This window comes from uncultured Lamprocystis sp., assembly GCF_903933125.1.
Classification (GTDB): domain Bacteria; phylum Pseudomonadota; class Gammaproteobacteria; order Chromatiales; family Chromatiaceae; genus Thiodictyon.
The window spans coordinates 1-11,856 of sequence record NZ_CAIZIZ010000166.1; the positions used below are offsets into that span (position 1 = coordinate 1).

Annotated in this window: 16 protein-coding genes; 8 read left to right on the top strand and 8 right to left on the bottom strand. The window is 62.8% G+C overall.

From position 1 onward, the window contains the following. Nucleotides 1-558: 558 nt before the first annotated feature. Both QZY03_RS08175 and QZY03_RS08180 read right to left on the bottom strand, forming a co-directional pair. Nucleotides 559-789 (bottom strand): DUF5615 family PIN-like protein, encoded by a 231-nt coding sequence (locus QZY03_RS08175; RefSeq protein WP_295579958.1) that lies wholly within the window; start codon nucleotides 787-789, stop codon nucleotides 559-561. Beyond that, the gene (locus QZY03_RS08180) at nucleotides 773-985 is read right to left on the bottom strand and encodes a DUF433 domain-containing protein (RefSeq protein ID WP_295579959.1); all 213 of its coding nucleotides are present in this window, start codon (nucleotides 983-985) and stop codon (nucleotides 773-775) included. The genes QZY03_RS08175 and QZY03_RS08180 overlap by 17 nt, the downstream gene beginning before the upstream one ends. Before the next feature lie 731 nt (nucleotides 986-1,716). On the opposite strand from QZY03_RS08180, the gene QZY03_RS08185 reads away from it, so the two are divergent. Beyond that, nucleotides 1,717-2,580 (top strand): pirin family protein, encoded by an 864-nt coding sequence (locus QZY03_RS08185; RefSeq protein WP_295579960.1) that lies wholly within the window; start codon nucleotides 1,717-1,719, stop codon nucleotides 2,578-2,580. Between the two features lie 68 nt (nucleotides 2,581-2,648). Next, complete coding sequence (gene ycaC, locus QZY03_RS08190; RefSeq protein ID WP_295579962.1) at nucleotides 2,649-3,275, top strand: isochorismate family cysteine hydrolase YcaC; 627 nt, start codon at nucleotides 2,649-2,651, stop codon at nucleotides 3,273-3,275. Nucleotides 3,276-3,320: 45 nt separating this feature from the next. Here ycaC and QZY03_RS08195 read toward each other — a convergent pair whose 3' ends face one another. The 4 genes from QZY03_RS08195 to QZY03_RS08210 form a co-directional block, all read right to left on the bottom strand. Further along, complete coding sequence (locus QZY03_RS08195; protein ID WP_295579964.1) at nucleotides 3,321-3,824, bottom strand: hypothetical protein; 504 nt, start codon at nucleotides 3,822-3,824, stop codon at nucleotides 3,321-3,323. 103 nt (nucleotides 3,825-3,927) lie between these two features. Next, nucleotides 3,928-4,113, bottom strand: coding sequence for a hypothetical protein (locus QZY03_RS08200; protein ID WP_295579967.1), 186 nt, complete (start codon nucleotides 4,111-4,113; stop codon nucleotides 3,928-3,930). A gap of 599 nt (nucleotides 4,114-4,712) precedes the next feature. Then, nucleotides 4,713-4,859 carry a hypothetical protein gene (locus QZY03_RS08205; RefSeq protein WP_295579968.1) on the bottom strand — a complete coding sequence of 49 codons (147 nt, stop codon included), beginning with the start codon at nucleotides 4,857-4,859 and terminating at the stop codon, nucleotides 4,713-4,715. Nucleotides 4,860-4,938: 79 nt separating this feature from the next. After that, nucleotides 4,939-5,778, bottom strand: a complete 840-nt coding sequence (locus QZY03_RS08210) for an IS5 family transposase (RefSeq protein ID WP_295579969.1) — start codon at nucleotides 5,776-5,778, stop codon at nucleotides 4,939-4,941. Nucleotides 5,779-6,073: 295 nt separating this feature from the next. Between QZY03_RS08210 and QZY03_RS08215 the strand changes: the two genes are divergently transcribed. The 5 genes from QZY03_RS08215 to QZY03_RS08235 all read left to right on the top strand — a co-directional run bounded on the left by QZY03_RS08215 (nucleotide 6,074) and on the right by QZY03_RS08235 (nucleotide 8,498). Next, the gene (locus QZY03_RS08215; protein WP_295579970.1) at nucleotides 6,074-6,244 is read left to right on the top strand and encodes a hypothetical protein; all 171 of its coding nucleotides are present in this window, start codon (nucleotides 6,074-6,076) and stop codon (nucleotides 6,242-6,244) included. Between the two features lie 6 nt (nucleotides 6,245-6,250). Then, nucleotides 6,251-6,700, top strand: coding sequence for a cation diffusion facilitator family transporter (locus QZY03_RS08220; RefSeq protein ID WP_295579971.1), 450 nt, complete (start codon nucleotides 6,251-6,253; stop codon nucleotides 6,698-6,700). A gap of 34 nt (nucleotides 6,701-6,734) precedes the next feature. Beyond that, a complete protein-coding gene (locus QZY03_RS08225) occupies nucleotides 6,735-7,004 on the top strand; it encodes a cation transporter dimerization domain-containing protein (protein ID WP_295579972.1) in 270 nt (89 codons plus the stop codon). A gap of 180 nt (nucleotides 7,005-7,184) precedes the next feature. Next, entirely contained in the window at nucleotides 7,185-7,313 is a 129-nt protein-coding gene (locus QZY03_RS08230; protein WP_295579974.1) for a hypothetical protein, read from the top strand. A gap of 276 nt (nucleotides 7,314-7,589) precedes the next feature. Further along, nucleotides 7,590-8,498 carry a hypothetical protein gene (locus QZY03_RS08235; RefSeq protein ID WP_295579975.1) on the top strand — a complete coding sequence of 303 codons (909 nt, stop codon included), beginning with the start codon at nucleotides 7,590-7,592 and terminating at the stop codon, nucleotides 8,496-8,498. A 309-nt stretch (nucleotides 8,499-8,807) separates the two neighbouring features. On the opposite strand, the gene QZY03_RS08240 is transcribed toward QZY03_RS08235, so the two are convergent. After that, a complete protein-coding gene (locus tag QZY03_RS08240; RefSeq protein ID WP_295579977.1) occupies nucleotides 8,808-9,305 on the bottom strand; it encodes a hypothetical protein in 498 nt (165 codons plus the stop codon). Between the two features lie 689 nt (nucleotides 9,306-9,994). Here QZY03_RS08240 and QZY03_RS08245 point away from each other — a divergent pair. After that, nucleotides 9,995-11,335 carry a hypothetical protein gene (locus QZY03_RS08245; protein WP_295579979.1) on the top strand — a complete coding sequence of 447 codons (1,341 nt, stop codon included), beginning with the start codon at nucleotides 9,995-9,997 and terminating at the stop codon, nucleotides 11,333-11,335. A 205-nt stretch (nucleotides 11,336-11,540) separates the two neighbouring features. On the opposite strand, the gene QZY03_RS08250 is transcribed toward QZY03_RS08245, so the two are convergent. After that, nucleotides 11,541-11,741 carry a hypothetical protein gene (locus QZY03_RS08250; protein ID WP_295579980.1) on the bottom strand — a complete coding sequence of 67 codons (201 nt, stop codon included), beginning with the start codon at nucleotides 11,739-11,741 and terminating at the stop codon, nucleotides 11,541-11,543. Nucleotides 11,742-11,856 lie beyond the last annotated feature (115 nt).

An 11,856-nucleotide genomic window follows, 5' to 3' on the forward strand; every position in this document is an offset into this window, starting at 1 on the left:
AAACTAAGTACATCAATATATTCGCTATGAGCGCTTAATTATTTATCTTTCTTTTAAATCAATGCTTTGCAATTATTGGCGCCTACAAATATTTCACTTGAAGTACTTATGATCGATACATATAATCAAAAAAGAGAAGGTATTTTGATACTCATCACAAGTTCTGCTAATGCCACTTATTTTGTTACTGTAAAGCTTGTGTGAGTGCGGATGGCAGGCTCACAGCGATCAGATCATGACGCCCAGAACCGAAGCCTTGACTAACGGGCGGTCCTTAACTCAGGACGCGAGAATGTTTTTTATGCTCATGACGCCCATTCGGTCTCCGACCCCATCCGGCGCAACGAAGCGGGAGTATCTGAATATGCGAGCCCCAACACGCCGCGCCACCGATCTCGCTTTGGGCTACATGAACGAACCCAAGCCCGTAATCCGACGATGCGGCTACTATCAAGCCTCGACCCGCAGCGTGATCGCTACTCCGGCAACCGGCTCGCGCAAGGCTTGTTCGATGCTCGGCACCAGCTCCAGGAGATCCGCCAACCGATTGGTCCGCGCCTAGAGCACGAGGACGGCGATGGTGAACGCCGGCAAGTGCTGCTGAAAGGCCAGGTTGCGATCGACCGTGATGAAGACGTCGAACTGCCGTGCCGCCGCTGCCAACAAGGCACCGTCCTTGAGGCCGGACCAGTGCATCTGCGGGACGGTCTTGACCGCGTGGCCCGGCAGGCTGCGCGCCAGGCGCCGATCGATGCACTCATCCAGCAGCACCTTAAGCGGCGGCGGCAAGGGCCCTCTCCTTCGCTTCTTCAAGGAAGTCGATCACCTGTTCGCGGCGCACGCTGGGGAAACCTTCGAGAAAATCGTTGATCGAGTCACCACCCTCCAGGTAGTCGATCAGCGTGGCGATCGGGACCCGGGTACCCGCGAATACCGGTGTTCCGCCCATCACCTGGGGATCGATTTGGATGACCGTGACGACCATAGGGATTCTCTTGGATGAGGATGGTTGAAGCTCAACACCCGCTCGCGAGCCTGCCCAACAGGGCTCGGGTTCCGATATGGAACAGGCGAAAAAAGAGCGAGTCGGTTTGCATGGACCGGATCTTAGTCCAACCGAGGATCGAGACCTACCCCTTTGCCGAGACGTTGGCGGATTGGGCGACGGGAGATCCGTGAGCGACAGCGAATCTCTGCGGTCTTCTGACAGGGCGCTCAGGCGCCCTTTCCGGGCGTTCTGCAGCGATGGCTGAATGACCGCAACTGGCCGTCAGCCGCCTGTCAACCCTGCGCGTAGGGCCATCCGTAGATTCGCGTACCCGTCGATGGTGGCCGCCGCGGCCAGTGTCATCGACACCTGTCGCAACGCCAGCACCCGCCCTGGACCTACCTGGTCAAGCCGATCACTGACCAGCACCAGGGTTTTGCGCTGACCCCGCTGTCGTAGGCGGAGGTCTGAACGGCTACTCGTCGGCACTTTCCGACGATGCTCTCCGTGGCTCAATCGCTTGAAGGTCGGCTCCACCCGTTACCTTTACACCGCGCCTGCTTTCGTGCCGACGCATCGACGCGACCGTTGCCGTTCGCGCCGCAAGGCTCGATATTGGGATCAAAGCGAGCGATGACCCCGGCGGGAATTCTTCCCGCTAGATTACGCGGCTTTGCTAAGCCGCACTGTCCCCCGGAATTCGCCGGAATTCCGCAACGGAGACAATCATGAAACAACTGGCATTTCTCAAGCGCAGCAATGGCCGGCATTGGGTTGGCGATGGTTTCCCGGTCCAGAGCATCTTTTCCTACAACGACGTCGCCGCGGAACTCTCACCCTTCCTGCTGATGGACTATGCCGGTCCGGCCAACTTCCCCCCGACCCGGCAGAAATTGGGCGTCGGCCAGCATCCGCATCGCGGCTTTGAGACCGTCACCATCGTCTATGCAGGCGGCGTCTCCCATCGCGATTCCGCGGGCGGTGGCGGCACCATCAGCGCCGGCGATGTGCAGTGGATGACGGCGGCCGCAGGGCTGATCCACGAGGAGTTCCACAGCGAGGACTACGCCAAGCGCGGCGGACCGTTCGAGATGGTCCAGCTCTGGGTCAACCTGCCAGCTAGGGACAAGATGTCCGCCCCTGGCTACCAAGGCATCACCGCCGGACAGATTCCGACGGTCGAGTTGCCACGCCGCGCTGGCACGGCCCGGATCATCGCTGGCGTGTATGAGAGCGCAACAGGCCCGGCGCGGACCTTCACCCCGATGAACGTCTGGGATTTGCGTCTGAAGGCCGGCCGCTCGCTGTCGCTCGAGCTGCCCGAGGGCCACACCGCCGCGCTGTTTGTGCTACGCGGTGCGCTGCGCATCGGTTCGCATACCGCCCGCGTCGCGGAACTGGCCGTACTGGATCGCGAGGGAACTGAATTGGCCGTCGAGATCAAAGAAGACGCTGTCGTCCTGCTGCTCTCCGGCGCACCGCTCCACGAGCCGATCATCGGCCACGGCCCCTTCGTCATGAATACCCGCGAGGAAATCATGCAGGCGATACACGATTTCAACAGCGGCCAATTCGGGCAGATCGCCCATTAACGCCGCATCCACCCAGGGGGAGCTCCCCACCCACGGCAACAACCAGAAGCCCGCAAAGGAGAAACGCCATGCGCAAGCCCTACATCAAGCTTGACAAGAATAACGCGGCCGTCCTGCTGATCGACCATCAGGCCGGCCTCCTGTCCTTGGTACGCGATATCGACCCGGACAAGTTCCGCAACAATGTCCTGGCCCTGGCCGCCTTGGCCAAGTATTTCAAGCTGCCGACGATCCTGACCACCAGCTTCGAGAACGGCCCCAACGGCCCCTTGATGACTGAATTGAAAGAGACGTTTCCCGACGCACCCTACATCGCCCGGCCCGGCCAGATCAACGCCTGGGACAACACGGATTTCGTCAAAGCGGTAACAGCCACCGGCAAAAAGCAGTTGATCATCGCCGGCATCGTCACCGAGGTCTGCGTCGCCTTTCCGGCCCTCTCGGCACTGGAAGAAGGTTACGACGTCTTCGTCGTCACCGATGCCTCGGGAACCTTCAACGACATCACGCGCCACGCGGCCTGGGATCGCATGTCGGCTGCCGGCGCGCAGCTGATGACCTGGTTCGGCACCGCCTGCGAACTGCATCGCGATTGGCGCAACGACATCGAGGGCCTGGGGACGCTATTTGCCAACCACATCCCTGATTACCGCAGCCTGATCAATAGCTACACCGCCTTGCAGAACAGCAAATAACCGCCGGTGATTCGTGTTGGATGGGCAGCGCGCGGCGACTGCCCGTCAATCGGGGAGCGGTCCGAAGAAGAGCCGCCGCACCGTCTCGTTGCCGATCACGCGCACCAGTTCTCGCATGGTGCAGTACATGACAATGAGGATGAACAGGAGGATCTGGATGGCCCAGAAGTGCGGCCAAACCATTTCGGCCAGCAGCTTCTCATTGCCCGCCACGACCCCGCCGGCCTGTCGGGAGAACTCCACGAGCCGCTCCAGGTAATGGATCAGCGCGGCCATCAGCAGATACAGCAAGGTTTTCCAGGCCACATTGTAGATCAGTGGTTTGTGAGGATAGCGATTGATGATGGGCAGCAGGTCGGCGAGCAGGACCGCCTTGCCGAGGATCAGGGCCGCGACGGCGATCGACATGGAGGTCGTGACCGGGATTCCGGTCCCCTTGAGCATCAAAACGTGGATTAGCGCCACGAGGTGCAAGGCGATGAAAAAGAAGAGTGTCGGCGGGAGTATCGCCAGGAACTCCTCTTTGATCTTGGCGGAAAGCAAGCTCATGATGGTGCGGTCATGGGTAAGTTGAGTTTGGGGTTCGGGGCGCAGTGGAACGGAAAACCGGGTTGCGCCGATCCGTCGGCATCATATAGCGCCTGGCCCCAGTCTACGCAGCCCTGAAGCTGCGATTTTCGTCGCGGCCGTGCGGGTGACCTCGGGTGGCCTTGTCGAAGAAATTGTCGGCCGTGTAACGCCCGAACACCTGCGCGCCGACGTCGCTTGACAAGGCACACCCCGTCGACGCTGCAACCCCTCCCGAGGTGTTCAGCCGCTGGGCGAAGGCGGTGCTCATCAGCGTGTCGCCACCGGTGGGCCGTCGTGTGGCGATTTAGAAACTGACTATCAAGTGCTTCCCGCTTTGAACGCCAGTTTCGGCCAACAAGCGGGAAGTCGACGATCGCCAGTTTCTCCGTGCCGCGCGCTGGTGGTGCCACGCGGGGCGCGCCGAGCACGCCGCGCGGCCATCACCGCGGAGGTCGGCGGCCGGTGCGACCGGGACGGGGGTCCCCCTGAATAGCATACCGTGGTACATACCGGCGTATTACATGGTGTGTTGATGCGCCGACAACAGCACCGCGGGCGCTGTTGGCACCGGTGATAATCCCCCCTTATCCCGTCCAGCCGGGAAAACCGGCCCGTCCGACCGGAATTTTGGTACACCCTCTGCCGGCCGGGCTACCCCGCGGACCGTCCGGCAACGGGGGCAACCCCCCGGGGCGGTAGGCGCCGGACCGCCGCCCCAAGCGCCGACTCATCGCTCCGCAGTTATCGCCCTTCGCCGAGCGTGGCCCCCTGGTCCGGGTCTGATCAGGATACGTGCAAGAATTAGTAATTTCTCCACAAGTTTTTGAAATACAAGTAGTCATACTATAGTGCTGGTGCGGCATCCGTCTACACCTGGGCGGCCAGTTGGTCAGCGATCCGGCGATAGAGGGCGCGGGCGGCCGTGGTCACGCGGGCGCTCGGGGTGGTCCATGGTGCCCGGTCCGACTCGGTGAAGCGGTCGGCCGCGACCGACTCCCCCAGGCGACGCAGCACCCGCTCGCGGGGCAGTTGGGCGATGTACGCCTCGGCCTTGGGTCGGTGCGGATGCTTGGTCAGAGTCTGTTCATAAAGTTCAGGTTGGATTACACAGTTTTCTGAGCATCAGACGGATGGAGGCGAGTTTCAGAAAAGCGAGCGCGGTCGCGGCCAGATTTTCGAAGTCCTTGGCGAGGCGCCGGCAACGACCGAGCCAACCGAGTGTACGTTCGACAATCCAGCGTTTTGGCAGTAAGACAAAGCCTTTTTCCTGATCGGGTCGCTTGACGATTTCGATGACGAGTTCCGGCAACAGTTCGGCAACCGCTTGTTTAAAAAGTGGTCCCTGATAGCCGCCATCGGCGAAGAGCTTCTTCAGGCAGGGCCAGCGTCCCAACAGCGTTGCCAGCAACAAGGCACCGCCATTGCGATCCTGGATGTCGGCCGGATGCACGAAGCCCTGCAAGAGCAGGCCAAGCATATCGACCAGAATGTGTCGTTTCTTCCCCTTGATCTGCTTGCCGGCGTCATAACCGACGGGATCAATGTGAGGCCCCCCTTTTTCAGTGCTTTTCACGCTCTGACTGTCGATGATGCAGGCACTTGGGCAGGGCGTTCGACCTGCCAGCACTCGACACTGTTGATACAGGGCATCATGGATGTGTTCCAGTGTTCGGTCAGACATCCATAAATTGAGGTAGCAGAAGACCGTCGTAGTGGGCGGAAGATCTGTTGGGAGGGCTCGCCACTGGCAACCCGTGGAAAGCACATACATGATTCCATTGATGATTTCTCGAACATTCACGCTGCGAGGCCGACCGCCATGCTTGGCGGGCGGGATCATTGGCTCAATGAGCGCCCATTCCCCATCGGTTAAGTCGCTGGGGTAACGCAGGTGACTGCGGTCGTAACGTTTACGGTTTTCGGTTGTCCACATGGCTGGCCCCTCCCATGGACCACTCTGTTAGACTCCAAATTACTATTTTAATTCAAGAAAGTTTTTGAACAGACTCTCATGACGGCGAGCGGTACGCGTACAACGAGCACGACCGCGGGCATGGACAGTCGCAGGAGCACCGGCGCGGTTCCTGGTTCTCGAATTTCCTGGGGGGCGACGACTAGCCGTAGCGAGGGCAAATCGCCGCCACCGGCGCGGCGTTGCCCCGTCTACGCTCCACCGACAAGGCCAACTCAGGCACGCTTCACAGGCCAACGACAGCGGAGACTGCGACATGGATCGAGTGTCCACCGACCGACCACAGCGACCCCTGGTGCGAGCCGAAGGCCCCGCGCCGACGGCCGCAGAAACCGGCCGCCTGCTGCGGCTTGCCACCTATGCTTCGGTGACCACCGCGGTTTTGCTCATCTTGGCCAAACTGGTGGCCTGGCTCATGACCGGCTAGGTCAGCGTGCTCGCCTCCCTGGTGGACTCCACCATGGACGCGGGGGCCTCGCTTTTGAATTTGTTCGCGGTGCGCTGGTCGCTGATGCCTGCGGACCAGAAGCACCGCTTCGGCCACGGCAAGGCCCGGGCCCTGGCCGCCCTGGGGCAATCGACCTTTATCGCCGGTTCGGCCGGATTCCTGGGACTCCAGGCGGTCGAGCGCCTGCTCAATCTGCGTCCGCTGGGGGACCTCGGGGTTGGGCTCGCGGTCATCGCGGTCGCCGTCGTCGCCTTGGCGCTGCTCACCTTCCAGCGCCATGTGATCCGCAAGACTGGATCGCCCGCGATCCGCGCGGACGCGCTCCACTACGCCACCGACTTAGCCACTAACCTGGCAACCCTGACGGCGCTGATCCTGTCCTGGGTCGGCTGGCCTGGATTCGACGCCCTGTTCGGATTGGGGATCGGGGCCTAGACACATCGCCGACCTGGCACGCGCGGTCTCCGGGGTGAAGGGTGTGCATGGGCTGCGCACCCGCCATTCCGGCCAGTTGCTGTTCGTCCAACTGCACCTGGAGTTGGAGGACCAGATGCCTCTGATGACTGCCCACCGCATCGCGCTCGACGCGGAGGCCGCCAACCGCGCCACATACCCGCACTGCGACATCACCGTCCACCAAGCCCCGGCGAGTTTGGGCGCCGAAACTCAGGATATCGTCGACGATGAGGATCTGAATCCGGCCCTGGGCGGGGCAGGGCGCGTCGCGAGCGGATGGTGAGGGATGCCCGAAGCCCGGGTCCCTGTGTTCCGGCTCAGTTAGACGAAGATGCCGCACATGGGTCGCTCGGGTTGAACTGGATTCCCAGTAACCACCGTTGACTTTCCCCAGCCCCACGCTCCCCCCACTATTCGCCGACTAAGCAGCGACACACTCACAGACCAGGGAGGCTGCACGCCGATGGAAGACCTGCTCCAGGGAATCGATGTCTGGGTGATCGGTCACCCCGGCTGGACCTATGTCACCGTGTTCCTGATCGTCATGGGGGAATCCATGGCGGTCATCGGGGTGGGGTGGTACCGGGGGTGATGCCACTGATCGGGACCGGCGCCCTGGTCGCCACCGGCGCCATCTCCTTCTGGCCGGCCTTCGCCGCCGCGACCGCAGGCGGCATCGTCGGCGACGGCCTGAGCTATGCGGTGGGTCGGCACTACCATCAGCACATCCGCGACCTCTGGCCCTTCTCCCGCTACCCGAGCCAGCTCGAACGGGGCGTGGAATTCTTCGACCGGTATGGCGGCTGGAGCGTCACTATCGGCCGCTTCGCCAGGCCCAGCCGGGCCGTCGGTCGCCGGGATGATGCAAATGCCCCCGCGGCGTTTTTATGCGGCCAACGTCGCCTCGGCGGTCGCCCAGACCCTGGTTTTCTTTCTTCCGGGCATGGTCCTCGGGGCCTCGCTGAAGCTGGCCGCGGAGGCCGCGTGGTGGCTGATCATCCTCGGGGTGCTCCTGTTCGGTGCACTGACGCTCGCCTTCTGGCTCGCCCATCGGGTCTATCGTTTGCTTGCCCCACACGCCAGCGCCTGGTTCCAGGGATTGCTGCGCTGGTCCAACCTGTACCCGACCATCGCCCGCCTCGCCCACGTCCTGGCCAACCCCGAGCACCCCGACGCGCGCGCCCTAACCGGACTGGCTTTCCTGCTGATGCTGAGCGCCTTACTGGTCGGAGCGATCACCGGCCTCACCCTGTTCGGCTCACCCGAACTGGCGCTCGATCGCGCCGCGCTGGACTTGGGGCAGAGTCTGCGCGAGCCATCGGTTGATGGTCCGGCTTGCCGCCCTGGGGATGTCCGCTATCGTCCTGCCCATAATGCTCCTGGTCTGTTGGGGATGGTGTGGGTTGCGGCCCTGGGACTCGCATTCCATCGTCATGCCCGCTTGCGTCTCCGTGCGGAGGTGCTCGCCGGAGTCGCCGCGGTCGGGTTGCTTATCGGGCTTGGCCTGCATGGCTGGATCGCCGCCGACCGGGATCTGGTCCGCCTGACACCGGCGGAGCGCACCGCCTGGCACGACGGCGCCTGGGCCCGCCTTCCGCACCACCGGGAGGATCTGAGCCAGCACAATCGGCACCCCTTGACCATCCAATATGCGGGCGACCCCGCCGCCCTCGCCGCGACCCTCGCCACCGCCGGTTGGGGCCCGCGCTGGTGCTCGATTGGGCGAACGCGATGCGGCTCCTGTCACCGTCATTGCCACTCGCGGGACTGCCGGTGATCCGGTCCACGACGGCCGCTACGAGGCCCTCATCCTGACGAGGCCCACGGGGCCTGACAAACGCGAAGTGCTGCGCCTTTGGCCCTCGCGGTTCCGGCTGGACGACGGCGCCCCACTGTAGGTCGGCAATGTCAGCCGCCAACACAAGGCTGTCCTGTCTGATCTGGTCGTCTTCCCAGCCACGATCGCGCAGATCCCGCAAGAACTCGCGGCGGGGCCTCCTGGACTCGCGACCAGCACCGTGCCGGGCGCCGAAGTCGTCTTAATCGAGGCGGGCGCTTTGTTTAAGTGACTCAGAGCCCGAGAGGTTCATCTGCCGCGGGGCGGGCATGCGCTACCAATGCAACGCCTAACGTCTGCGCTGATCGGATCGACGTAGAGCTTCGCGTGGCCGCGGTCCGGGCGGACCTGCGCTTCCCAGTGCGGGTCGTCGTACTCGAGTTCCGTGATCACCCCGAGGTTGCGCCCCTCGATCGAGCGCGCAATCTGCGAAGCGGTCCTCCCGTTGGACGGCGGCAGCGTGTCCGAGGCATCTTCCGGGCTCGAACTGCGTTCCTCGCCGGTCTGCGGATCCACGTCGATCTCCCGGCAACCCTGACCGCCGGCCTTGCATGCCAGGATTTCCCAAGATCCACTGCTGAAATCCGCGCTGTATACCACCTCGCCCGCGCGCTGCTCAATCCCTTGCAGGATCTCGGACAGCGGCTTGCTCCCAGCCAGCGGCCGACTGCTGGCCGCTACCGGGGCAATCACGGCGAAGGCCAGGGTCAAGCCGAACATACAGTGCATCGAACGCTGCATTTTCATGGACATCTCCTCAGATCTTCAGGCGTTCATTGTTGACGCGCCGGAAATGGCGTTGGATAGGGGCTCTGATAGCCATCGAGTCGACCCCGCCCGCGGGCGAGCAGCTCACGGAGGGATTCACCGGGCCGGATCCTGTCAGGATGAGTCGACCATGCAACTATTAAGGCGGAGTCGACCTGCATTATAGCAAGTAGGTTGTGCTCTGGCTCCCGCGCCGGAGCAAGCGAGATCGCGGTACGGCGAAGGCCAGTGGCCCGGCTGCGCCCTCGCAGATCCCGACGTGCCGATTGCAGCACCGGGCTCGTCGGTGTTACGCGCTTGGCACTCACCAGTGTACGCGCGGCGTTGATGCGGGGGTGGGCGACTCCGCATCCCATCCGGCAGCGCCCCTGGCCAAGGCGCCCGAGCGCGTGCTCGCATGGGATCCATTCGTATCCATCGACGGGGACAAACGCCCCTGAGCGCCTTCCTGACTAAACGCTGACGGTTCCATATCGGCTTCCGTCAGGCATCGTCCGTTAGGCTAGTCCGGGTCGCACCGGGTTACGACCGTTGCGAACTCAACCGCCTTGCCGTCTCCAGCCGGAGGGCCGATCCGACCCTGGCGTTGTCGAGGTCTCGATGAATCGCTCCATCGTTCGCAAAGAAGCTGTTCCGTTCCTCAGCATCTTCCTGTTCCGGCAGCGGCGATGAACAGAAAGAAGGTCCTCTACATCGTCGGGGCCAATCTGGCCCTGCTGCTGATCCTGTCTGTCTTGTTACCCCAGCACATGGTCCAACCCGGCCGAGTCATGGAGGCCCACCGCGCCCTGGAGACCGACTGCTTCGCCTGCCATACGCCGTTCCTCGGCAGCCGGTCCGAGCGTTGTATCCAGTGCCACAAACCGGAGCAGATTGGGCTCGTCACGACCAAGGGAATGCCCATCGGCAACGAGGATAAACTGGTCCCCTTCCATCAAGGCCTGATCGAAAAGGATTGCGTAGCCTGCCATAGCGACCACAAGGGTGTGCAAGCCTTCTACCCCATCGCGCGCTTCTCCCACGACCTGTTGCAGGTCGGGATGACGGAGCGCTGCGGGGACTGTCACCGCCGCCCCGCGGACGACCTGCACCGCCAGGTCGCCGGCAACTGCGGTCAATGCCATACCCAAGAGGCATGGACCCCCGCAACCTTTAGCCACGACCTCATCGAGCCCGAACTGCGCAAGCGCTGCGTCGCTTGCCACCGCGGCCCCGCAGACGCGCTGCACCGCCAGGTCGACGAGCAGTGCGGTCAATGCCATACCGAGAAAGCATGGACCCCGGCCACCTTCGACCACGACCGGTTGGAGCTGCGGGTGCGCGGACGCTGCGTCGCCTGCCACCGCGGCCCCGACGACAAGCTGCACCGCCAGGTCGGCGACCAGTGTGGTCAATGTCATACCAAGAAGGCGTGGACCCCGGCGACCTTCAGCCACGACCAGGTGGAGCCGCGGCTGCGCGGACGCTGTGTCGCCTGCCACCGCGGCCCCGACGACAAGCTGCACCGCCAGGTCGGCGACCAGTGTGGTCAATGTCATACCAAGAAGGCGTGGACCCCGGCGACCTTCAACCACGACAGTTTGGCGCCACGGCTGCGTGGACGCTGCGAAAGCTGCCACGCCCGTCCCGGCGACACGCTGCACCGTGAGGTCGGCGGCAATTGCGGTCAATGCCATACCAAGAAGGCCTGGACCCCCGCCGCCTTTAACCATAATCGGTTCTTCCACCTGGACGGAAACCACCGGACGACCTGCACGACCTGTCACCGTGACAACGACTACAGCCACTACACCTGCTACGGTTGCCATGCGCACTTCCCCTCCGCAATCCGTGCGGTGCACCGGGAAGAAGGAATCGCGCAATACGAAAATTGCGTGAAATGCCATCGCAGCGGCTCGGCGGAAGAAGGAGAGCGGGACGACGATGAACGAGGTCACCGCTCCGGGCGCAGCGGGGAGGGACGCCACGGCGACGGCGGGGGTGAGGAACACGAGGGCGACGACGACTGACGCGGCCCCGCGCGGCCGGCTCACCACACCCGCGAAGCACCTGATCGTTTGCTAGCAAGGCTGCACAGGCTCCGTTAAACCACGCTGCGTTAGGTTGCACCCAAGGTCGCGAGTGGTCGCGACCGGCCGTCGTCAATGTAGATACAGAGGAGCGGGACCGATGAACACAGACCTGATCGACCATAGCAGCAATCGCAACCCCTTATCAGCGAAGACCGCTGTCATTTTCCGAAGTCGGCGGCACCAGTTTGCTGGGCTCGACGGCCATTGTGCAGGGGACTTTGGACACGCGTTGCTCCGAAGTCGCCTGCACCATCAGGCTTTTTGCTCTGAAGTCCCCTGCACCAAGATTCGGATTTATCATAGGGTCAGAAATATCATTGATCACCAACTCGACTTTGGCCATTTCAGGCCGTCGAGGCCAGTTGATCCAGCAAGCGTTCCCAGTCCCGCTGGGAAATAACGAGGGCGTCCGGGTCTGCGGTTGAGTTGACGAAATTCGCCGCCGCCCAACTGGTGCG